Origin of the sequence: Synechococcus sp. A10-1-5-1 (genome assembly GCF_023115425.1) — a bacterium.
Taxonomy (GTDB): Bacteria; Cyanobacteriota; Cyanobacteriia; order PCC-6307; family Cyanobiaceae; genus Vulcanococcus.
The window spans coordinates 1,645,041-1,666,593 of the sequence record NZ_CP096032.1 but is presented as its reverse complement, the minus strand read 5'-3'; the positions used below and the strand labels follow the sequence as shown (position 1 = coordinate 1,666,593).

The window sequence follows — 21,553 nt, the reverse complement described above, 5'->3', positions numbered from 1 at the left end:
ATTGGAAGGTTGCAATGACAGCCCCCTCCAGCAGCTGCACCAACCGCCCGGGCCGGGCCATGGTGAGCAGTGACAGCTTTACCGCTCGCAAAGAACAAGCCCTGGTGATCCTTCTGTCCCAGCAGTTGGCGGATGCACAAATCGGACGGGCGGATGCCCACGCCAGCCAATCCCTCTGGGATGAGGTGGCTGAACTGGACATTGATCCCGATCGGATCATCCATCTGCTCTATGGCGGAGAAGAGGTCAGCGATCGAGCAGCGCTTAAAGATCGCGACGACAGCTGGCTGAGCGCCCAGCAAATGAGTCCTGAGCGGGGCTGGTCCCTGCAGCGGCTGCACCTGAGACGACCCCGGCGCCCGCAGATCGCACTCAACCCTGTTTGAGGGGAATCGGCATCTCCACCATCGCCGGCTCGGGGGCACAGCTCTCGACCCGTTGATTCACGACATCGCCAATCACGACGATCGAAGGTGAGGCCAACTCAGCCTCCTGAACGGCTGCGGCTAGGCCGCCCAAGGTGGAAACCACCGCCTTCTGACCGCGAACCGTGCCTTGCTGCACCGCCGCCGCAGGGGTGGACGCCTCCAAGCCACCAGCGATCAACTCTTCACAGATATGGGGCAGGTTGTGCAGTCCCATGTAGATCACCAGACCGTCACTGCTGCGGGCCAAACCGCGCCAATCGACACCGGGTCGTCGCTTGTCGATTTCCTCATGCCCCGTCACGAAGGTGACGGAACTACCCGCCCGGCGATGGGTCACGGGAATCCCCACGTAGGCCGGTGCGGCAATGCCAGCGGTCACTCCGGGCACGACCTCCACCGCCACACCATGGCGCTCCAGATGGGCCGCTTCCTCACCACCGCGACCAAACAGAAAGGGATCGCCACCCTTTAAGCGCACGACACAGCGATGGCGCTTGGCCATCTCAACGAGCACCGCATTGGTGCTGGGCTGGGGCACGGAGTGATGCCCCCGGCGCTTACCCACAAAGTGCTGCTCAGCGCCCTCCGGCACCAAGGCCAGCACCTCGCGAGGCACCAAGGAGTCGTAGACGAGCGCATCGCACTGGCTCAGCAAGCGATGGGCCTTGACCGTCAATAGGTCGGGATCACCAGGACCCGCGCCCACCAAATACACCTTGCCGGCAATGTCAGCGGTCATGGCAGATCAAGGAGGAGGTTGAGCAAAAACTGACGGGTGGCGGGGCGCTCCAGCAACGCCAGACAGGCGGAGTCTTCGGTGCGCAGATGGGCCGTCATCCGATTGGGAGCCAGGGCCAGGGGCAATGCCGCCGCATCGCCTTCACCACTGCGATCTGCACTTAAGCAGGGCACACCGACGTACGCGCTTAAGGCCGCGAGATAGCGATCCGCCACCCCTGGCCGAAGCGGATGGTGCAGAACCGCGGGAGCGGCCAAGCCGCGCAAATGCTCCAGCCAGGGCCCCCAAGCGCCCAGGAAAGGAAGGACCCGAACACGATGTCCCTGGTCACGCAGGCGCTGACGAATGGCCGGGATGTCCGCGCGAACGTGACTGCCTGGAGTCAACAGCAGCGGAACCAAGACCAGCGGCAGGCCTGGGGGCAGCTCCAGGGGATCCGCGGTCAGAGCCTGCATCCAAACGGGAGCCTGACGGCCCCGGGCCAACTCGGAAACCAGATCCTCCAGAACCTCTGGGATCTGACCACCGGCATGGCCATGAACGACCAGGAGTAGGGGGGAGTGCTCGCCAGCAACGGGCTTCGGTAGCAACGGCCACCGCCAGCACCCCGGCCCTGCTGATGGAGTCGCTACCACCGGATCCATAGGTTCACGATGCCATCCACTCGCCCCCTGCCCAGCTCCCGCCGACGGCCTGCCTACGAACGTCCCCGCTACCGGCAGATGCAGCCCGTCCCGCACTGGAGGCGTGAGCTGGACGCCGACCTCGCCGCCATGGGAAAGGTCTGGCAAATGATTCGCAACGGTGCGACCCGGATGCTGGGCGAAATCGGACGCCAATACTGAGCTACCAGAAGCGGAAAGCGACACCATCAACCCGGAAGACGGGTCCCCTTTAGGTATCCGTTGACACCCTTTTCTCCACTCCCCGCGAACAACCTCGATCCGTAGCAACGGCGACACAAGAGGTGACAGGGCGAGTGATTTCATTCATCCCACTAGTCGTTCATTTCTTTGGAAACGGCTCAGTTGCTGACTTCATCTGAACCGATTTCCCATGGTGGCAACGCCAACACTGTCCAACACACTGCCCAGCTGGCTCGAAGGCAAAAAGCTCAACAAGATCGAGCAGAACAAAGCAGCCAAAGATGGCCTGCTTGTTGGCAGTGAGATTGAAAAATTCGCCCAACTGGGTTGGGAAAACGTTGACGAGACCGACCTTCAGTTGCGCCTGAAGTGGTACGGCATGTTCTGGAGACCCAAGACACCGGGGCTCTTCATGATGCGCTTGCGGGTCCCCAACGGGGTGATCTCCGCCGAGCAACTGCGGGTCGTCGGCAATGTCGTTGCCCGCTACGGCAGCAACGGCAGCGCCGACATCACGACGCGCCAGAACATTCAGATGCGCGGCATCCTCCTCGAGGACCTGCCCGAGATCCTGGGTCAACTCAAAGCGGTCGGCCTGACCACGATTCAGTCCGCCTTCGACAACCCGCGGAACGTCACCGGCAACCCGATCGCCGGCATCGATCCCCTGGAAATTGTGGACACGCGGCCCTACACCCAGGAGCTCGAGAACTTCCTCACCAGCAACCACCAGGGGAACCCCGAGTTCTCCAACCTGCCGCGGAAATGGAACACGGCCGTTGCCGGCGCCCGCGACAACTTCCTGCTCCACAACGACATCGCCTTCCACCCCGTTGAGAACAACGGTGAGATGGGGTTTGGCGTCTGGATTGGCGGCATTCTTTCCTCTCAGATGAACGCCTACGCCGTTCCCTTGAATGCCTGGGTCAAGCCGGATCAGATCTGCGCGATCACCGAGGCCGTCATCAAGATCTGGCGCGACAACGGTGAACGGGACAAGCGCCCCAAGGGCCGCTTCCGTCTGTACCTCGACGAGGTGGGGCTGGAGACATTCCGGGCCATGGTTGAAGAGCGCTTCGGCCCCCTCACCCCCGATCCGGGCTCAGTCTTTGATGCCGAACCCCGCTCCCACTACGGCATCCACCCTCAGAAACAAGAGGACCTGCACTACGCCGGCGTCCATATCCCCGTCGGCCGCCTGCGCGCCGAAGACTTCCAGGACATCGCCGCACTTGCCGAGCGCCATGGCGATGGTTCAGTCCGGCTCACGGAAGATCAGAACGTCATCTTCACCGGCATCGCCAGCACCCAACTCCAGGCCTTTGAGGCCGAGCCACTGCTGCAGCGCTTCAGCCTCCACCCCAGCCACATCGCCGCTGGAACCGTGAGCTGCACCGGCAACACCTACTGCAGCTTTGCCCTCACCAACACCAAAGATCAGGCCCTCGCAGCCGCTGAGGCCCTCGATCGCGAATTGGTTCTGCCGGAGGAGCTGAAGATCCACTGGACAGGCTGCCCGAACACCTGCGGCCAGGCCTACATGGGAGCCATCGGCCTCACCGGGACCAAAACCAAACAACCCGACGGCGGCATGGGCGAGGGCTACAACCTCACCATTGGCGGTTCACAAGGCGCCAATCCACAGGTCGGTGAAATGCACCGCAAAGGAATACCGGCGAGTCAAATCCAAGCGGTCCTCAAAGAAGTTCTAATTGAACAGTTTGGCGCCAAGCCTCGGACTTAGAACACCGCAGTCGTCAATACAAATTAGCCACAGTTTTTGAGATCAGGCGCTCCTGTCTTCTGAAGCCTGCCCTCAATTGGATGACACCTGGATCCTCAACATGACATCACAAACAAACCCAAACAAACGCGATCTTTTTTCTCGCTTTGTCAATTGGATCAGCAGCAGTGGCGACGACAAAGCTCCGGTCAATCGGCCCAACGGCAGTCAAGACATCGTTTCTCGCTTGATGAACCGCATCAGCGGTTAAGTCCACCACCCATCCACCTTCTCTATAGCGGCACATGAGCGCTACAGCCTCACAAATGGACTACGTCTTACCCAACGAGCTCGTCGACGGCATGATTGCCGCCGGCGGCAAAAAGGCCACGGTCAGCGTCAAGAACCTGCTGATCCGCGGTTTCTATTCCGGCGCCATCCTTGGCCTCGCCGTCATTCTTGCTCTGACTGTGGCCGCCCAGAGCAAGATGCCCTTCCTGGGCTCGCTGCTCTTCCCCTTCGGTTTCGCCAGCATCGTGCTCTTCGGCATGGAGCTCGTCACTGGCAACTTCGCCCTGCTGCCCATGAGCGTTTGGGCGGGCAAGGCGAGCTGGGGCTCCACCTTCCGCAACTGGACCTGGGTCTGGATCGGCAACTTCATCGGCACCTTGGTGGTGGCGCTGATCATGTGGGTCAGCCTCACCAGCGCTGGCACCGTTGAACCTCTGGCCGCTGCCGATGGTGGCAAGGGCTGGCAGGTCGTGGCCGCCACTATCATCAAACTGAACAAGCTCAACGTCATCACCAAGTACGAAGCCCTCGGCAGCACTGGCTTCTTCCTGGCTTTCCTACGCGGATTGGTCGCTAACTGGCTCGTCTGCCTGGGCGTGACCATGGCCTTGGTGAGCAAGAGCGTCCCCGGCAAACTGCTCGCCTGCTGGCTGCCGATCACGGCCTTCCAAACGATGGGCATGGAGCACATCGTGGTGAACCAGTTCCTTCACACCGCCGGTCCCCTGCTGGGCTCTGGCGTCCCCTTCGGCAAGGTGATCGTCTGGAACTTCATCCCCGTCACCCTTGGCAACATCGTCGGCGGGATGGTGTTCATCGGAATGCTCTTCTACAGCACCCATCGCACCAAGATGGCCAACGTTCTGCCTAACGAGCACGACGACAAGCTCGAGCGCGAGCTGGCCGCTGAGCTGGGGGCTCGCTGATCCGTGGGAACCGCTGTCGCCTCCGTTTCCGGGCTCCTCTCACCGTTGGAGGAAGCTGCTTTAAGCGAGCGGCTGGGACGCTGGCGGCGGCAGCCCCTCTCCCTTGAGGAACTGAGCAATCTTCTGCCTCGGGTCTGTGATCCATCCCTCGCCCTCAGCCTCGCTGAGCGCTTGGGGATGGCTGGACCCGAGGCTATCGATTGGATCCTTCCCCTCTGCCAATCGCAGGGCATCACGAGACCGCTGATCCGCGCCCTGGGCATCTGTCACCACCCCCAAGCCTGCGAGCAACTCTTGGCCTGGCTTCCGAATGCCGGCGAGCTTGAGCCTGAGGTGCTTGAAGCGCTGGGTTGCTGGGGAAACCTGATCGACATCACGATCATCGAAGACGCACTGAGGGCCCCTGGCCAAAGCCATCGCCTGGCAGGACTGACGCTGCTGACCTTCCGCAACCGCAGCCTCGAAGCCAGCGAAGTTCTGCGGCTGACGACCCCACTCCTGGAGGATTTCCGGTCCGAGGTTGTCATCGCCACAATCAAGCTTTTGCAAAGGCGCAACGAACCCGTCGTCTTAGAGGCGATCAGCAGCCGCATCAGCCCGGATGCACTGCCAGGTGTGGCTGAGACAGCTCTTCAAGCCCTCGGTTGCATCGGCAGCCTCGAGAGCTGCCAACACTTGCTAGCCCTACGCAGCCAGCTAGCCGGCACAGTGCTCGAAGAGCCGCTGGAGCGTCAGCTCAAGGCCCAGATCCGACATCGCGCCTGGATTGAACAAGCCATCAATGCCTAGGTTTTCACTCTGAGGTTTGTGACCATAAAAAAAGCCCCCCTTGCGGGGGCTTTTGCATGGGGAGATCAACTCACCACTTTTTATAGGGAAGGAATTTGCCGCACATGGTGACCTTGACGCGATCACCAGCGGGATCTTCAACTTTGTCGACATCCAGAGTGAAGTCGATGGCACTCATGATGCCGTCGCCAAACTTCTCTTGAATGACGTCCTTCAGGGGCATTCCATAGACCTGCATGATCTCGTAGAAGCGATAGATCAGTGGGTCGGTGGGGATCACAGGATCCAGGCCACCCTTGGTCGGGAAGGCTTGCAGGGCCTCGGCAATGGCGTGATCAAGGCTCAACAGTTCAGCGAGCTTCTGAGCCTCTTCGGGCGAGGCGGTGGACTGGCCATAGAACAACGAAGCAATCCAAACCTCGTCACGACCCAGCGCGGATTCCAGGTCGGCAAAGCTGAGGCCCTTGGCCTTCTTTGCTGCCATCAAGGTGGCGGTGATTGTGGCTGGCGAAGGAGCAGCCAGCGAGGGCATGGAAACAGGTGTAACCGTCATGGAGACAGGCTAATAGCGATGAGAGGAGCGAACAGAATGGAGCGCTATCTGCCATCCGTTCAGCAACAAGAATCGCCGCAGTTGCGCACGCGCTGCGCAGCCGTTGCTACGGAGCCGGCAACCGATTAGTAGCCGCTGCTACCAGAACCGGTCCTGTGGCCACAGAAAATCAATTCAGTGTCCCTCTGTCGGCATGACCGTCGCCGCACCCGTCACCGACAGCACGCCCCAAGGCCGAGCAACATTCAAGGCGTACCTGCAAAAGGTAGGCAGTGGCGAGCACACCAGCCGTGGCCTCAGCCGTGAAGAGGCCGCCCATGCCCTCGAGCTCATGCTCGACGGAGCGGCCAGTCCGGCCCAAATCGGTGCCTTCCTGATCGCCCACCGCATCCGCCGGCCCGAACCCCAGGAACTCACCGGGATGCTCGATGTTTACCGCCAGCGGGGCCCTCAACTCAGGACCGAGAAGCCGGCCATCAGCTTCGGCATGCCCTTCGACGGGCGGACCCGAACGGCCCCGATTTATCCGCTCACCGCTCTAGTGCTCTCCAGCGCCGGGCTACCCGTGGTCCTGCAAGGGGCCGGCCGGATTCCGGTGAAGTACGGAATCACGGCCATGGAGCTCTTCGCCGCCCTGGGGCTCCAACTGGCCGGCCGCAGTGTTGCCTGGGTGCAAGAGAAGCTCCAGTGCTGCGATCTGGCCCTGGTGCATCAACCCGATCACCTACCCGATGCCGAATCCCTGATTCCCTATCGAGAGGACCTTGGCAAGAGGCCACCCCTCGCGAGCCTGGAACTGCTCTGGACTGCGCACCAAGGCGAGCATCTCCTGGTCAGTGGCTTTGTGCACCCACCCACCGAAGCGCGGGCCTGGAAAGCACTCGAACTCGCCGGAGAAACCAACGTGCTCACCGTGAAAGGTCTCGAAGGAAGCACCGATCTGCCCATCAGCCGGGCTTGCGTCACCGGCCGACCAGGCCCCGAGGACGAGGGACGCCAGATCCTCCACCCCAGGGACAACGGTTGCTACGGGGCTGATCCCCTCTGGGAAGGACTGGAGACCTGGAGCAGCCAAGCCGCAGCCGCCCTTGGCGGGCAAGGGGAACTCGCGACTGCTCTGATCTGGAATGCCGGCACCTATGTATGGCAGGCGGGTCTTGAGAGCACCCATGCCAACGGACTGGAGCGTTGCCGGGAACTGCTCAGCTCAGGGGCCGTCATGACCCATCTCCAACGGCTCCGCCAGGAGATGGGTTGACAAGCGAACTCAGCGCTCGCCCAGGACTTGCCACATCGCGGCTTGACCAGCGATCACGGGCTGCACCGAAGCGGGTGCAGAGGTCGAGACGGAAGCGCTACGGATGAGCTGAACGCCCAAGGACGCCACAACAAAGGCTCCGACGAAACCCGTAGCAATGGTCAGGGGATGGCGGCCCTGAGCCGCGACTCCAGTTTTGGTTGCCATGACGGCAGAAGGGATTCGACCCAACCACTATGGAGACGCCAGCCAGCCATCGCCAGCTGAACCAGTCCAAAACGTTGTGGAAGCCGCCGGTGCGATGGACCAAGCGGCTGCGCCGGCCAACAGACGATCGCTGCTCAGCCAGCCATGGGAACCGCCCAGCAACACCCCAAGAGCAACGGCGAGACGCATGGCAGAGCGGTTGATTGAGGTGAGTTTGAAGAGATCAACGGACGCATTTGGGTGCCGTTGACACCAAACCGTTCACCCCACTGCCAGCAATCCCCAGAAGCGTCAAAATCACTACCAGAACCCCGTCTGGCCGTGACCTCTGAGGCCCCCTCGGCAAGCCATTGCTTTGACTTCGAGAGCGATTTCATCGGCAATTGGCGCTGCATTCCCCTCTGCGTGCGCCGCAAGCTGGATCTCTGTGGCGTCAAGCTCAAGCTCAACCACTGGCTGGCCCTGAACCAAACGCAACGGCAGAGCCTCGTCGACTGGGAGGACACGCCGGAGGGCCTCGCTCAACTGCGCCAACACCTGCTGGCGTGCACCGAGTCCATGGCCGACGGTCAGGCCAAAACGCTGCCGATCTCAACCGGGGAGACCTGGCAGAACCCCCTCGAGATCCCCGAGCTCCTCACCGCCGCCGCCCAGAACCGCGGCATCACCCTCCAGCCCGAGCAGTGGTCCGCCCTCAGCGAGCTCGAGCGCTTTGCCCTCTGCAAGCTGGCGCGGCCGGGGCATGACCACCACAACCTGGAGGCGGCCTTCAGCGAAGTGCTGGCGTAAACCAGCGGCGGAGTGCCTCGAGCCGTCCGGCCTCCTGCTCGAGCGGCTTCACCACCGACACCGCTGGAGCAACGATCACGGCGCAGGCCTTGAGTTCGGGCTGCTTGGAAACCGGGCAGGCCTGATCGTGCATCAAGGTGTTGGCCTCACAGGCGTTCTCCTGGGTGAACCCCCAATGCATCGGCAGAAACACCGAGCCCCGGCGGATGCGATCGGTGACCTTCACCGTCGCCGTGATGTGTCCGCGGCGGGAGCTCACGGCGGCGAGCTCCCCATCCTTTAACTGCAGCTCCAAGGCATCTTGCGGATGCACCTCCAACAGAGGCTTCGGGTGCATGGTCTGCAACCGCTCGACCTTCCCCGTGCGGGTCATCGTGTGCCACTGACCGAGATACCGGCCCACGGTGAGCACCAACGGGTAGGTCTCGCAGGGGGGCTCCGCCAGACCCATGGGTTGATCCGTGCAGAAGCGGGCACGACCCGAAGGCGTTGCGAATTGATGGTCGCTGTAGAGCCGCTTGGCCTCGCTGCTGGCTGATGCCCCCGCGGGGAAGGGCCACTGCTGCGGGCCCGCCTCCTCCAACAAAGCGTGACTGAGACCGGAGACATCACAGAGTCGGCCCACCGTGAGCTGACTGAATTCCGCGTACACCTCCGCGGCAGAGGCGTAGCTGAATTGCTCCTCAAAACCCAAACGCCGGCCCACCTCGGCGAACACCTCCCAATCCGGACGGCTCTCCCCATGGCGGGGGCGGTAGGCCGGGCAATAGGTCACCCGACGCTCCGAATTGGTCATCGCCCCAGCCTTTTCACTCCATTGGGCCGCGGGCAACAACAGGTGCGCGTAGTGGGAGGTTTCGGTATCCGCGTAGGCGTCACTGACCACCACCAACGGGCAGCGCCGCATCGCGGCCTTGACCCGATCGAGGTCCGGCATGCTCACCAAAGGATTGGTGGCGGCCACCCACCACAAATCCAGCTCACCCCGCTCCATCGCCTCCACCTGTTGCCAGGCCGCCAAGCCGGGGGCCGCCGCAATGCGTCCGGCGGGGAACTGCCAGGCCTGTTCAACCTCCTGGCGGTGCTCGGAATTGGTCACAACGCGGTAGCCCGGCAACAGATGGGCCAGGCCCCCGGCCTCGCGTCCACCCATGGCATTGGGCTGGCCCGTCAGGGAGAAGGGACCCGCACCCTCCTTGCCGATCTGAGCGGTCAACAAATGCAGGTTGATCAGACCACCCACCACCGCGGTGCCTTCGCGCCGCTGGTTGACCCCCATCGACCACAGGCTGAGCACCCGCTCACGGCGGTGGAAGAGCTCCGCCACCTCCCGCAGCCGCTTTTCTGGAATGTTGCAGAACCGAGCAACCTTGCGCGGCGTCCAGCGAGCCGCGAGATCAAAGAAGGCCTTGTAGTTCTCGGTGTGATCGTCAATGAACGCCGGGTCCTGACCGTTCTCACGGAGGACCAGATGGGCCAGGCCGTGGAGCAACGCCAGGTCCGTGCCAGGAGCGATGGGCAGATGCACATCCGCAGCCTTCGCGGTCTCCGTTAAGCGGGGATCGACGACGACGATCTTCACGCTGCCGGGATTGCGCTTTTTGCGTTTCAAGAGGCGCTGAAACAGCACCGGGTGGCATTCCGCGGTGTTGGTCCCGATCAGGAAGGCCACTGTGCAGTGGTCCAAATCCTCGTAACAGGCCGGGGGGCCGTCGGAGCCCAGGCTGCGGGTGTAGCCCGCCACCGCGGAGCTCATGCACAGGCGGGAGTTGGCATCGAAGTTGTTCGTGCCCAACGCACCTTTCAACAGCTTCTGAGCCAGGTAGTAGTCCTCGGTGTGGAACTGGCCCGATCCATACATCGCAATCGCATCGGGGCCCTTGGTGGCCAAGGTGCTGCGGATGCGGCCCACCAGCAGGTCCATCGCCTGCTCCCAAGTGATGGGTTGGAACGGTTCGTCCAGGCTGGCGCGATAGAGGGGCTCGCGAAGGCGCCCCCGGGCCAAGGTCTCGCCAACGGTCGCCCCCTTGATGCAGACCTGGCCCAGGCTCGAGGGATGCTGGCGGTCACCCCGAGCCGTCCACATGGGATTGCCCTCGGCATCACGCTTGACCGCCTGGCCCGGCAAGGCCGGTGGAATCAGTTCAAGACCACAGCCCACCCCGCAGTAGGGACATTGGCTGCGCACGTTGCCGGAGGCCATCACCACACCCAAAACAGCGTCAAATGAAAAAGGGGCAGCTCAACGGGGCCGCCCCGAACAGACCCCTGTGTTGGGGGTGAATCAAGCGTTGACGAGCACCTTCTCGTCAGCGTGCTCTGCAGAGAAGGAACCCTTGGGCTCCTTGAGGAAGAAGAAGCAGAGGAAAGCAACGATCAATCCGGCAATCCCGAGGATCTGGAAGAAGGCGCTGTTGGAGGAAGCAACGATCTCTGCAGAGGGATCCTTGCCGCCACCCATCCACATCGGCAGGAGGCTGAAGATCGTCAGGTAAGCAACCGCACCAACGTTGCCGTAGGCGCCCACCAGACCTGCGATCTGACCCGTGACGCGCTTCTTGACCAGGGGCACCATCGCGAAGGTGGCGCCTTCACCGGCCTGGACGAAGAACGAGGCGAGCATCGTGATCAACACCGCGACGGTGATGCCCAGGGAACCGGAGAAGGTGCCCGGCTTGATCATGCTCATGATCAAGTAACCAATGCCCAGGCCACCGGTGAGGAAGGCCATGGTGTTTTTGCGGCTACCGAGCTTGTCGGAAATCAGGCCGCCACCGGGGCGAGCCACCAAGTTCACAAAGGCAAAACAGGACGCCAGGATGCCGGCAGTTGCCTTCGGAAGATCAAACGTGGTCTCAAAGAATGTCGGCAGCATGGAGACAACCGCCAACTCAGATCCGAAGTTCACGATGTAGGTGAGCTCCAGAATGGCGACCTGCTTGAACTCGTAGCGGTCGTCCTTGGGGTATTGCTTAACGCCGTTGATCAGGTCGCGGTTGGTGCGAATAATGCCCCAGGTCTGGAAGCCAAACCAAACGAGAACTGCGAGGAGCGCCAGGGGATAGGTGCCGGCGTTCAGGAAGCCAACCTTTTGCAGGCGCCAGCAGAGCACGCAGAGAATGGCCGCGAAGGGAACATTCATGCCCAGCAGGCCCCAGAAGTCCCGCATGGAGGTCACTTCAAGACCAGCGGACTTAGCGGGCTTTTGGTAGGTCTTTCCCGGGGGAGTATCGGTGACGTTAAAGAAGTAGATCACCCCGTAGACGGCCGAAATAATGCCGGTCAGAGCAATTGCTCCACGCCAATTCAAGATGGCGCCAGTGGGGAGCTCGAAGCCACCTGAGAAGGAGAGGAAGCCAGCCAGGGCGACGAGAGTCAGTGCGGAGAAGGCCGAGCCAAAGTTGCCCCAACCGCCGTAGATCCCTTCCGCCAGACCGATCTCTTTGGGCGGAAACCATTCAGCCACCATGCGGATACCGATCACAAAGCCGGCACCAACAATGGAGAGCAGCAGGCGAGCAACCACCAGCTGATTGAAGTCCTGCGCTGATGCAAACAGCAGACAGGGAATCACCGAGAAGACAAGAATGCCCGAATAGGTCTTACGGGGACCGAACTTGTCCAGCAGCATGCCAATCAGCACGCGAGCGGGAATCGTGAGTGCAACGTTGCAGATCGCAACGGTACGAATTTGACCTAGGTCAAGGCCAAGGTCGGCCTTAACGGTTGTCGCTAGAGGAGCAAGGTTGAACCAGACGACAAACGTCAGGAAGAAGGCGAACCAGGTGAGATGAAGAGTGCGATATCTCCCCTGGAGCGACCAAAGATCGCTAAGCATGGAGGACAGGGACAGTGGGATGAGCCCAGGCCTTCAAAAAAGCAGCGACCAGGGGGACAGCGCATCAAGCGCTGAAGAGATTGGACCACTCGCCACCTACTGACTCGGGTAACGACAGTTACCAAAGAGCAACTCGACCGCAAAGCAGGGCGCGGCCTAATGAGAGGAATTAATGGCACTTATCACTTATCCCGCAGGTAGTAGTTCAAGGCCTGTTTTGTAGCAACAGCGACGCTTCCAGGGGTTCCTGGGGTTACATCGTGCAGCGATGACTCCGATGCGGCTCCAGGGAGCAGTGCTCTGCGGCGGCGCCAGCCGGCGGATGGGCCAGGACAAAGCAGCCCTCCCCCACCCCAACGGCGGGAGCTGGCTGTCGCGTGCCGCTGAACTCCTAAGCCAGGTCTGCCCCTCCGTGGCGGTCTGCAGCCAAGACAGCAGCCATGCCGACCTGATCGCCGGGCTCGAGCGTGTTGCACTGGCCCTGGAGCCCGCACCCGCCCAAGGCCCCCTCCACGCCCTGCAGCTGGTCCTTCCCAGGGGCAGCGACAGCGCCCTGCTGGTGGTGCCGGTGGATATGCCCCAGCTCAACCGAAGAACACTGGACTCATTGATCGAGCACTGGAGGCGCTCCCCCAGCCAGGCCGCCGTTGCCCATGACGGCGAGCGGCTGCAGCCCCTGCTGGGGATCTATCCCGGTGGACCCGAGCAACGCAACGGCCTGGCCGAGGTCCTGGCCAGCGGAGAGCGGCGCTGGCAGGCCTGGCTCGCCACCATCCCCCATCAAGCTGTAGTGCTCCCAGCCCAGCCGCTGATCAATGCGAACACCCCGGCCGAGCGCGCCAGGCTGATGGCATGAGCGCAGGCACCGCCACCGATCAACTCCAGCGTCCCCTCGGAGTCCTGCGGCTCTCCCTGACGGCGCGCTGCAACCTGGCGTGCCCCTACTGCCAGCCCGACGGCCAAGAACCCGCCGACAGGCTGAGCACCGAGCAGCGGCTGCGGGTGATCGAAGCGGCCTGCAGCCTGGGGGTCAGCAGCCTGCGCCTCACCGGCGGAGAACCTCTGTTGGCACCCGATCTCGACGACCTGCTCGAGGCGATCGACCAGGGCCGCCGGGAAACAGGCAGCCCCCTCAGCGCCCTGAAGGACATCGCGCTGACGACCAATGGCGTCCTGCTCAGCCCAGCCCGCGCCCTGCGGCTGCGGCAAGCCGGGCTGCAACGCCTGACCATCAGCCTCGATGCCGTCGACCCTGAGCGGGTGGGGGAGATGAGTGGCCGGCCGCAGCAGGGGGAGCAGCTTTTGGAGCAGGTCCTGGCGGCCATCGCCGCGGCCAAGGCCGCTGGATTTGATCCAGCCGCAGGGGCGCTGAAGCTCAACAGCGTGATCCAACGCGGGCGCAACGACGATCAACTGCTCCCCCTCGCCGCCCTCGCCCGAGAGCACGGCCTGGAGTTGCGGCTGATCGAAACCATGGATGTGGGCAACCGCAATGGCTGGTCCCCCGAGGACGTCGTCCCCGCCGCGGACATGCTCCAACGCCTCAGCCGCCACTGGCCCCTGGAGCCCCTCGGGCGGGCCGCCCATGGCACCGCCAGCCGCTGGCGTTACCGCGATTGCAACGGCTCGGTCGCCGTCGTGGCCTCGATCAGCCAACCCTTCTGCGGCGATTGCAACCGGCTGCGGGTCACCGCCAATGGCATGGCCTACACCTGCCTGTTTGCCTCCGAAGGCCAAGACCTCAAGCCTTGGCTGCAAAGCCCAAGCGAGCTACGGCTCGCGATGGGCCAGCTCTGGCGTCAGCGCCAGGACCGCTACAGCGAAGAGCGCTCGTCCCGCGCGGGACAGCCCAAAGCGGAGATGGCCTACCTGGGGGGCTAGGGCAAGGGCAAGAGGCCGGACAACTTCAGGCTGGCCAGCAGCAGCACCAGCGCCAACAGACGGCGAATCCAGACCTCTTGAAAACGGCGACTGCCGCACCAACTCCCCAGGGCTCCCGCCAAGGCCACGAGCGGCAAAGGGGCCAGCAAGAGCGGAGCGGGAGGCAGGACTGAAGCGCCATAGCTCAGCAACCAACCACTGAGCCCCGCCAAGGAATTGCACCAAATAAAGGCCGAGGACACCCCGGCCGCCAGGCGGATCGGAAGCCAACCCGCGAGCAGCGCCAGCGGCGTCAAAAAGATGCCGCCACCGGTCCCGCTCAACCCGGCCAGCAGGCCCAGCACCGCGCCCGTCAGGACAACCACAGGCCATGGCGGCAAGGCCACCGCCCCGCCCGTGCGCTCTTGGGGAGAGCGCCAAAGCCGCAGCGCAGAAAAGAGCAACACAACGGCCAAGAAGAGGCTCAAGCCGTCACTGGGCAAGCGCAAACTGCCGCCAAGCAGGGCCGCAGGGATGGAGCAGGAGAGCAGCGGGAACAGCAGGCGCCGCTGAACGACAACCGGCAGGTGGCCATCGCGGTAAAAACGCCAACTGGCCAGGCTCGCCACCACCAGGTTCATGACCAGGGCCATGGGCCGGATCCACTCCAGCGGCACCGCAAAGAGGGCCAGGCTGGCGATGTAGCCGGAGGCACCGGCATGGCCGACGCAGGCATAGAGGAAGGCAATGAGCCCCAGGGCGAACAGCAGCCCGGGCTCCAGGCCGGTCACGGCGCTTCGCGCAAACGGGGGAACAGCTGCACCAAGTTGCAGGGGCGGGTCGTGGCGTCGAGCTGGGCCGCAATCAGGCGATCCCAGGCGGTTTCCACCGCGTCCAGCGACCCCGGCAACACAAAGACGACCGTCCCATTGGCCACGCCGGCTAGGCACCGGCTCTGGAGGCTGCTGGTGCCAATGCTCTCGAAGGAGAGCACCCGAAACAGCTCGCCGAAGCCCTCGATGGTTTTGTCCAGGAGCGGCTCGACGGCCTCCGGCGTCCCATCCCGTCCGGTCAAACCGGTGCCGCCGCTGGTGATCACCACCTGCACCGCCTCATCAGCAATCCAACGGCTGAGTTCGGAGCGGATTTGGTAGCGGTTGTCCGGCACCAAACACCGCTCGTGCAGTTGATGGCCCGCCGCCTCGAGCCGCTGCTGCAGCGCAGCCCCAGAGCGATCCTCGGCGAGGGTCCGCGTGTCAGAGACGGTCAACAGCGCAATCGAAAGGCCCAAGCGCGGGATGCAGCGGAGCCTTGATGCTGCCAAACCTCCCCGTCCTGCTGGGTAGCGTTTGAACCATGGGCTCCAGCGCACCAGGGTCAATCCGCATCCGCCTCTTCGCCAGCTTGCGGGAGCAGGCTGGCTGGGGGGAGCGGGACTGGCCGCTCGCCCAGCCCACGACCGCTCAACAGCTTTGGGGTGAACTGGGCCTCGACCGATCCCTCGATGGGGTGCGGGTGGCCATCAACCAACGCTTTGCCAGCACCGACACGCCGCTCGAGAGCGGAGACGAGCTGGCCTTCCTGCCGCCGATCAGTGGGGGCTGATGGACAGGCCGATCCCGATCGCAATTCGTTTGCTTCCCGAGCAGTTCGATCCCCTGGAGGCGCTGCAGCACTGGGAGGAAGGACTACTGGAGGCCGGCCTCCCGCGGGCGGCGGCCACGAGCTCCTTCATCGGGCGCGTGCGCGCAGGCAATGGCGTGGTGGCACTCGAGCTCGAGCATTACCCCGGGATGACGGAAGCGGAACTGCAGCGCATCGCCGCATCCGTCAGCACACGCCATGGCGCTCTGGCCTGCCTAATCGAACATCGGGTCGGCCGCATCGCGGTGGACGAGGCGATCGTTTGCGTCGCGGTCTGGGCCGACCGCCGCGGTCCTGCCCAACGCTGCTGCCAGGAGCTGCTCGAGGAGCTCAAGCACAACGCTCCCTTTTGGAAGCGGGAATGGAAGGCCGATGGATCCAGCCAGTGGATCGAGGGCAACACCCCCCTTTAGGCCCTCAAAAAATGGGCAGCCGCAGCAGCTGAGCCCACAACTCGGTCCCCGCCTCCAGGCTGCCCAGCTCAGCGGGAATCTCCAAAAGCAGATCCGCCCCCGACAGGGAGCCAATGCGGGACGACGCCTGGGAGCCCGCCACCCGCGCCAAGAGACGACCGTCCTCGGCCACCACCAAGGAGGCACGGGCCAACTCCGGGCGGCCGGCGCCCCGCCGCAGGGGCTGCTCCAAGGCCACCCGCAGACGCGGCAGAAGCTCAACCTGCCCCCCCTCGAGCCGTTGCAAGGCGGGCCAGAGCAGCTGCAGGGCCGTCACGGCGGCGGCGACGGGGTTGCCCGGCAAGCCAAAAAAGGGCGTGCCGGCCACCATCCCCCAGGCCAAGGGTCTTCCGGGTTTGAGGAACAACTTCCAAAACCGCACCTCCCCCAGTTCCGCCACCAAGGGACGGATCCAGTCGGTATCTCCAGCGGACACCCCTCCGGTACTCACCACCACGTCGCAGCCCTCGGCCAACGCGAGCAAGGCTTGACGCAATGGCTCCGGCTGATCGCCAACCACCCGTTGCACGGCAACCCCGTAGCCCAGGCGCTCCAGCAGACCGCGCAGCAAGGTGGAGTTGCTCTCCCAGATCTCCCCCAACTGCCGGGGCTGCCCCGGGGGAAGCAATTCATCCCCACTGATCAGAAGACCAACCCGGGGTTTGGAGAAAACCCGGCAATACTGAATGCCGCAGCTGGCCAAGCGGGCCACCTCCGCCACGCCCAACCGCAGGCCGGACTCGGCGAGCACGCCACCAGCGGCGGTCTCTTCATCCACGGAGCGAATCCAGGGATTGGCCCCGCAGGCCTTGATCAAGCGCAGCTGTTGATCGCTGGCCTCCACCAATTCCTGGGGCAAGACCCGGCCGCTGCCCTCGGGCACCAGCGCACCCGTGAGCACGCGCACCGCCTGGCCAGGCTGCAGGGTTCCAAGGAACGGGGCCCCTGCTGCGGAGCGACCGACCAACTGCCAGGCCTCACCAAGCTCGGGCTGCTCCGAACCGGCAATGGCGTAGCCATCCATGATTGACGCCCGGAATCCAGGCACTGCCTCAGGAGCGTGGATCGCTTCCGCCAAGGAGCGACCCAAACACTCAGGCAGGGGCAATGACTCCGAGAGGGATCGAGGCTGCAGGGATTGAAGGATCAGCTGTCGGGCGTGATCCAGGGGCAGACCTTCTTTGGGGTATGGATCAATCATCGCGTTGCCAATCCCCGCGGCGCCCGCCGGTCTTGCTCAAGAGCCGCACGGGTCCAATCGTCATGGCCGGATCGACTGCTTTGACCATGTCGTACAGGGTGAGCAGGCCCACCTGAACAGCGGTCAGGGCTTCCATCTCAACGCCGGTCACCCCGGTGGTTCGAGCCGAAGCCTCGATGCGCAGACCATCGGCCACCGGCTCGATCACCACGGAAACACCGGTGAGGGGAAGGGGATGGCAAAGGGGAATCAATTCCCAGGTCCGCTTCGCCCCTTGAATCGCCGCGACCCGAGCGACGGCGAGCACATCTCCCTTGGCGGCACGGCCCTCCACCACCAGGGCCAAGGCCTCCGGCGAGAGCTGAATGAACCCTTCGGCCACGGCCACGCGATCACTGACGGCCCGCCCACCGACATCCACCATGTGGGCCTCGCCGCTGGCATTGAGGTGACTCAGCTCAGGGGGAGTGGCACTCACGGGGAAACGCTCATCGGCCTGGTGCAGCATCCTCCCGTGGGATGGTGTGGCAAACACCGGGTGCCTCCCTGTGAGCTGGAAACGCCCCTCCACCTCCCTCTGCGCGTTCCTCACGCTGCTGAACGATCGGCTGGGGGAAAGCATCGTTTTTCCTTTACTGCCGTTCTTGCTGGCGAGCTTCACGGACAACGGCCGAACCCTGGGCCTGCTGGCTGGTAGTTACGCAATCGCCCAATTTGCCGTCACTCCACTGATCGGCTCCCTGAGTGATCGCTTTGGCCGCAGGCCAGTGATCGGGATTTGCGTGGCGGGCTCGGTGGTCGGCCTGAGCCTCTTTGCCATCACCGTCAGCATTGATTGGCAGGCCATCCCCTGGGCAGCCGGAACCAGCATTCCTCTGATCCTTCTGTTCGCCGCCCGACTGATTGATGGCGTGAGCGGCGGAACCGCAGCCACCGCCGGGGCTGTCTTGGCCGATATCTCCACGCCTGAAAACCGTGCCAAAGCCTTTGGACTGATTGGGGTGGCCTTCGGCCTGGGCTTCATCCTGGGCCCCGCTTTCGGTGGCTTGCTCTCCCAGACCAACGTCACCTTGCCGGTCTGGGCCGCCGCGGCCTTCGCCCTGATCAACCTGCTGCTGGTGCTGCTGCTGCTGCCGGAAACCCATCCGCCGGAAGCACGGCTGGCCATGCCCCGCAAACGGGATCTCAATCCCTTGATTGCCCTGCGAAAAGTATTCACCAATCCGCAGGTCCGTCGGTTGTGTGGGGCCTTCTTCCTCTTCTTTCTCGCCTTCAACGGCTTCACCGCCGTTCTGGTCCTCTATTTCAAACAGGCCTTCGATTGGGGTCCGGGTCTGGCCGCCAATGCCTTCTTGGTGGTCGGCGTCGTCGCCACCGTCGTCCAGGGGGGATTGATCGGCCCCCTGGTGAAGCGCTTTGGCGAATGGCGCCTGACCCTGGCTGGATTGGGGTTTGTGATCGCTGGCTGCCTGCTGGTGCCGATGGCCACAGCCGAGAACGCCACCCGCGTCGTCTTCCCCGCCGTCGCGATCCTGGCGCTCGGCACCGGCCTGGTCACCCCCTGTCTGCGCGCCCTGGTCTCCAGGCGGCTGGATGACTCCGGGCAAGGGGCTGCCCTAGGCAGTCTTCAGGGTCTCCAGAGCCTGGGCAGTTTCATCGGCCCACCCCTGGCTGGCCTGGCGTATGACGTTGTCGGTCAACGCAGTCCCTTCTGGCTCGGAATCACGCTCCTCGCCGGGGTCGCGGCCCTAGTGGCCGGCGGCCTGCCGAGTCGCGGGCAACACGCTTCAGATCCCTTCTGATTGCTACGTTGATCACTAGAAGGTGATGGGTCATCAATGGCTGATCCAGTTGTGGCTCCGGAGCTCTACATCAATCGGGAGCTGAGCTGGATCGCCTTCAACCAGAGGGTGCTGGCCCAGGCCCTGAGCGAGCACACGCCACTGCTGGAGCAGGCAAAATTCAGCGCGATTTTCAGCAATAACCTCGACGAATTTTTCATGGTCCGTGTGGCTTCCCTGAAGTCACAAGTGGAAGCCGGCGTTCAGACCCTCAGCGACGACGGTCTCACCCCTACCCAACAGCTGGCCCTGGTGCGCAAGGAACTCGCACCGCTGCTGGACCAGCAACAGGCCCACTACCGCCACTACCTCAAACACCAGCTAGCAGAAGCCGGTGTCCACCTACTCGACTACCGGCGACTGAACAAGAAGCAGCAGGCCTGGGTCAACGACTACTTCCAGCGAGCAATCTTCCCGGTGCTCACACCGCTGGCAGTGGATCCGGCGCACCCCTTCCCCTTCATCAGCAACCTGAGCTTGAACATCGCGGCTTTGATCCGTGATCCCGATAGCGGCGTTCAACAATTCGCCCGAGTCAAGGTCCCGCAAAAAAACCTGCCGCGGTTCGTGAAACTGCCGGCCGACCTGAGCACAAGCGAACCCCAACCCGTCTTCACCGCCGTTCCCCTGGAGCAGGTGGTGGCCTTCAACCTGCAACTGCTCTTCCCGGGCATGGAGGTGGAGGGGCATTACTTCTTCCGCGTCACCAGGGATGCGGATCTGGAATTACGGGACCTGGAAGCGGACGATCTAATGGAGGCCCTTCAGCAGGGTCTACGCAAACGACGGATGGGCGGAGAGGTGGTGCGCCTGGAAGTCGCCGACGAGATGCCCGATGCCGTTGTCGAACTCCTGCTGGACGGCACCGGTGTGGAACCGGAAGACCTTTATCGAATCGGCGGTCCGCTTGGCCTTGATGACTTAATGAGTCTGCTGGCCGTTCCCCTGCCGGCCTTGAAGGATGCTCCGCACAGGGGCCGCACGCCTGCAAGCCTGGCCAGAGCACAAAAAAGCCTGCTGGAGGATGGCTCCATCAAGGCCGAGGAATTCACCAGCATCTTCTCGGTGCTGCGACGGGGTGATGTGCTTTTGCATCACCCGTTTGACCTCTTCTCTACCTCCGTGGAGGAGTTCATCAACCAGGCCGCCGATGACCCCTCGGTGCTCGCCATCAAGATGACCCTCTATCGGGTCTCGAAAGACTCCCCGATCATCGCCGCCCTGATTCGCGCCGCAGAGAACGGCAAGCAGGTGATGGTGCTCGTCGAACTCAAGGCGCGCTTCGATGAGGACAACAACATTCAGTGGGCCCGCCAACTCGAGCGCTCGGGCGTCCACGTGGTCTATGGCGTGATCGGCCTGAAAACCCACACAAAGATCACCCTGGTGGTTCGCAAGGAAAAAGACCTCCTGCGCAGCTACTGCCACATCGGCACAGGCAACTACAACTCCCGCACGGCCCAGCTGTATACCGACTTAGGCCTGCTCTCCGCACGCCCAGAACTGGGACAGGACCTGGCCGAACTGTTCAACTACCTCACCGGCTTCTCCAAGCAGCAGGATTTCCGGCGATTGCTCGTGGCACCGGTCAGCCTGCGGCGCCGGATGCAAGAGCTGATTCAGCGGGAGATCGATCACGCCAAGGCCGGAAAGCCCGCCGCGATCAAAGCCAAGATGAATGCGCTGGTGGATCCACGGATCATTGCCCTGCTCTACGAGGCCTCCCAAGCCGGTGTTCAGATCGACCTCGTGGTCCGCGGCATGTGCAGCCTGCGGCCTGGGTTGGCCGGCGTCAGCGACAACATCCGGGTGAGCAGCGTCATCGGACGCTTCCTCGAGCACTCCCGGCTGTTCTGGTTCGAGAATGGCGGCGACCATGAGACGTATATCGGCAGTGCCGATTGGATGGGTCGCAATCTGGACCGACGGGTCGAGGCGGTGGTTCCTGTGGAAGATCCCGATCTACACGAACGGATGACACGGCTGATCGACAGCTACCTCAACGACAACTGCACCGCCTGGGACATGCAGAGCGATGGCAGCTTTAGCCGGCGCATTCCTGAGGACGAGAACATCGCGGTTCAGGCGAACCTGATCGATGGATGGAGAAACGGCCTGATCCCTGTTGAGGCAGGCGCGTAGCGAGGG

The 21,553-nt window shown here is 63.2% G+C and carries 25 protein-coding genes; 14 read left to right on the top strand and 11 right to left on the bottom strand.

Annotated features, from left to right (window positions below):
* Positions 1–14: 14 nt before the first annotated feature.
* Positions 15–386 carry a hypothetical protein gene (locus tag MY494_RS08935; protein ID WP_247909902.1) on the top strand — a complete coding sequence of 124 codons (372 nt, stop codon included), beginning with the start codon at positions 15–17 and terminating at the stop codon, positions 384–386.
* On the opposite strand, the gene cobA is transcribed toward MY494_RS08935, so the two are convergent.
* Together cobA and MY494_RS08925 are read right to left on the bottom strand one after the other, a co-directional pair.
* The gene (cobA, locus tag MY494_RS08930; RefSeq protein ID WP_247909901.1) at positions 373–1,167 is read right to left on the bottom strand and encodes a uroporphyrinogen-III C-methyltransferase; all 795 of its coding nucleotides are present in this window, start codon (positions 1,165–1,167) and stop codon (positions 373–375) included. The genes MY494_RS08935 and cobA overlap by 14 nt on opposite strands.
* Positions 1,164–1,757 carry a hypothetical protein gene (locus MY494_RS08925; RefSeq protein ID WP_247909900.1) on the bottom strand — a complete coding sequence of 198 codons (594 nt, stop codon included), beginning with the start codon at positions 1,755–1,757 and terminating at the stop codon, positions 1,164–1,166. The genes cobA and MY494_RS08925 overlap by 4 nt, the downstream gene beginning before the upstream one ends.
* 63 nt (positions 1,758–1,820) lie before the next feature.
* Here MY494_RS08925 and MY494_RS08920 point away from each other — a divergent pair, with 63 nt between their 5' ends.
* The 5 genes from MY494_RS08920 to MY494_RS08900 all read left to right on the top strand — a co-directional run bounded on the left by MY494_RS08920 (position 1,821) and on the right by MY494_RS08900 (position 5,762).
* On the top strand, positions 1,821–2,012 hold the full coding sequence (locus tag MY494_RS08920; RefSeq protein ID WP_247909899.1) for a hypothetical protein: 192 nt from the start codon (positions 1,821–1,823) through the stop codon (positions 2,010–2,012).
* 211 nt (positions 2,013–2,223) lie between these two features.
* The gene (locus MY494_RS08915; protein ID WP_247909898.1) at positions 2,224–3,777 is read left to right on the top strand and encodes a ferredoxin--nitrite reductase; all 1,554 of its coding nucleotides are present in this window, start codon (positions 2,224–2,226) and stop codon (positions 3,775–3,777) included.
* A gap of 76 nt (positions 3,778–3,853) precedes the next feature.
* Complete coding sequence (locus MY494_RS08910) at positions 3,854–4,027, top strand: ferredoxin--nitrite reductase (protein ID WP_247909897.1); 174 nt, start codon at positions 3,854–3,856, stop codon at positions 4,025–4,027.
* A 55-nt stretch (positions 4,028–4,082) separates the two neighbouring features.
* A complete protein-coding gene (locus tag MY494_RS08905) occupies positions 4,083–4,973 on the top strand; it encodes a formate/nitrite transporter family protein (protein ID WP_247912008.1) in 891 nt (296 codons plus the stop codon).
* Between the two features lie 3 nt (positions 4,974–4,976).
* The gene (locus MY494_RS08900) at positions 4,977–5,762 is read left to right on the top strand and encodes a hypothetical protein (protein WP_247909896.1); all 786 of its coding nucleotides are present in this window, start codon (positions 4,977–4,979) and stop codon (positions 5,760–5,762) included.
* 70 nt (positions 5,763–5,832) lie between these two features.
* On the opposite strand, the gene cynS is transcribed toward MY494_RS08900, so the two are convergent.
* Positions 5,833–6,285, bottom strand: a complete 453-nt coding sequence (gene cynS, locus MY494_RS08895; RefSeq protein WP_371820716.1) for a cyanase — start codon at positions 6,283–6,285, stop codon at positions 5,833–5,835.
* Positions 6,286–6,508: 223 nt separating this feature from the next.
* Between cynS and MY494_RS08890 the strand changes: the two genes are divergently transcribed.
* The gene (locus MY494_RS08890) at positions 6,509–7,573 is read left to right on the top strand and encodes an anthranilate phosphoribosyltransferase family protein (protein ID WP_247909895.1); all 1,065 of its coding nucleotides are present in this window, start codon (positions 6,509–6,511) and stop codon (positions 7,571–7,573) included.
* Between the two features lie 9 nt (positions 7,574–7,582).
* Here the strand turns inward: MY494_RS08890 and MY494_RS08885 are convergent, their stop codons facing one another.
* Positions 7,583–7,780: a hypothetical protein gene (locus tag MY494_RS08885; RefSeq protein ID WP_247909894.1), complete on the bottom strand. Its 198-nt coding sequence runs from the start codon at positions 7,778–7,780 to the stop codon at positions 7,583–7,585.
* Between the two features lie 27 nt (positions 7,781–7,807).
* Positions 7,808–7,969, bottom strand: coding sequence for a hypothetical protein (locus MY494_RS08880; RefSeq protein WP_247909893.1), 162 nt, complete (start codon positions 7,967–7,969; stop codon positions 7,808–7,810).
* Positions 7,970–8,101: 132 nt separating this feature from the next.
* On the opposite strand from MY494_RS08880, the gene MY494_RS08875 reads away from it, so the two are divergent.
* Positions 8,102–8,569 (top strand): nitrate reductase associated protein, encoded by a 468-nt coding sequence (locus tag MY494_RS08875; protein ID WP_247909892.1) that lies wholly within the window; start codon positions 8,102–8,104, stop codon positions 8,567–8,569.
* On the opposite strand, the gene MY494_RS08870 is transcribed toward MY494_RS08875, so the two are convergent.
* Positions 8,550–10,772 carry a molybdopterin oxidoreductase family protein gene (locus MY494_RS08870; protein WP_247909891.1) on the bottom strand — a complete coding sequence of 741 codons (2,223 nt, stop codon included), beginning with the start codon at positions 10,770–10,772 and terminating at the stop codon, positions 8,550–8,552. The two genes, MY494_RS08875 and MY494_RS08870, sit on opposite strands and share 20 nt — an antisense overlap.
* A gap of 81 nt (positions 10,773–10,853) precedes the next feature.
* Entirely contained in the window at positions 10,854–12,407 is a 1,554-nt protein-coding gene (locus MY494_RS08865) for a NarK family nitrate/nitrite MFS transporter (RefSeq protein WP_247909890.1), read from the bottom strand.
* 268 nt (positions 12,408–12,675) lie between these two features.
* Between MY494_RS08865 and MY494_RS08860 the strand changes: the two genes are divergently transcribed.
* On the top strand, positions 12,676–13,263 hold the full coding sequence (locus MY494_RS08860) for a molybdenum cofactor guanylyltransferase (RefSeq protein WP_247909889.1): 588 nt from the start codon (positions 12,676–12,678) through the stop codon (positions 13,261–13,263).
* A complete protein-coding gene (moaA, locus tag MY494_RS08855) occupies positions 13,260–14,288 on the top strand; it encodes a GTP 3',8-cyclase MoaA (RefSeq protein WP_247909888.1) in 1,029 nt (342 codons plus the stop codon). Before MY494_RS08860 ends, moaA begins: the two co-directional genes overlap by 4 nt.
* On the opposite strand, the gene MY494_RS08850 is transcribed toward moaA, so the two are convergent.
* Both MY494_RS08850 and moaB read right to left on the bottom strand, forming a co-directional pair.
* Positions 14,285–15,058 (bottom strand): sulfite exporter TauE/SafE family protein, encoded by a 774-nt coding sequence (locus tag MY494_RS08850; RefSeq protein ID WP_247909887.1) that lies wholly within the window; start codon positions 15,056–15,058, stop codon positions 14,285–14,287. The genes moaA and MY494_RS08850 overlap by 4 nt on opposite strands.
* A complete protein-coding gene (gene moaB / locus MY494_RS08845; protein ID WP_247909886.1) occupies positions 15,055–15,558 on the bottom strand; it encodes a molybdenum cofactor biosynthesis protein B in 504 nt (167 codons plus the stop codon). The genes MY494_RS08850 and moaB overlap by 4 nt, the downstream gene beginning before the upstream one ends.
* Positions 15,559–15,623: 65 nt before the next feature.
* Here moaB and MY494_RS08840 point away from each other — a divergent pair, with 65 nt between their 5' ends.
* Both MY494_RS08840 and MY494_RS08835 read left to right on the top strand, forming a co-directional pair.
* Complete coding sequence (locus tag MY494_RS08840) at positions 15,624–15,872, top strand: MoaD/ThiS family protein (RefSeq protein ID WP_247909885.1); 249 nt, start codon at positions 15,624–15,626, stop codon at positions 15,870–15,872.
* A complete protein-coding gene (locus tag MY494_RS08835) occupies positions 15,872–16,324 on the top strand; it encodes a molybdenum cofactor biosynthesis protein MoaE (RefSeq protein WP_247909884.1) in 453 nt (150 codons plus the stop codon). Before MY494_RS08840 ends, MY494_RS08835 begins: the two co-directional genes overlap by 1 nt.
* Before the next feature lie 4 nt (positions 16,325–16,328).
* Here the strand turns inward: MY494_RS08835 and MY494_RS08830 are convergent, their stop codons facing one another.
* A complete protein-coding gene (locus tag MY494_RS08830) occupies positions 16,329–17,564 on the bottom strand; it encodes a molybdopterin molybdotransferase MoeA (RefSeq protein ID WP_247909883.1) in 1,236 nt (411 codons plus the stop codon).
* Positions 17,557–18,072, bottom strand: a complete 516-nt coding sequence (gene moaC, locus MY494_RS08825; RefSeq protein WP_247909882.1) for a cyclic pyranopterin monophosphate synthase MoaC — start codon at positions 18,070–18,072, stop codon at positions 17,557–17,559. Before moaC ends, MY494_RS08830 begins: the two co-directional genes overlap by 8 nt.
* 40 nt (positions 18,073–18,112) lie before the next feature.
* On the opposite strand from moaC, the gene MY494_RS08820 reads away from it, so the two are divergent.
* Together MY494_RS08820 and ppk1 are read left to right on the top strand one after the other, a co-directional pair.
* A complete protein-coding gene (locus MY494_RS08820; RefSeq protein WP_247909881.1) occupies positions 18,113–19,366 on the top strand; it encodes an MFS transporter in 1,254 nt (417 codons plus the stop codon).
* A gap of 36 nt (positions 19,367–19,402) precedes the next feature.
* Positions 19,403–21,547, top strand: coding sequence for a polyphosphate kinase 1 (ppk1, locus tag MY494_RS08815; RefSeq protein WP_247909880.1), 2,145 nt, complete (start codon positions 19,403–19,405; stop codon positions 21,545–21,547).
* The last annotated feature ends 6 nt before the right edge of the window (positions 21,548–21,553 follow it).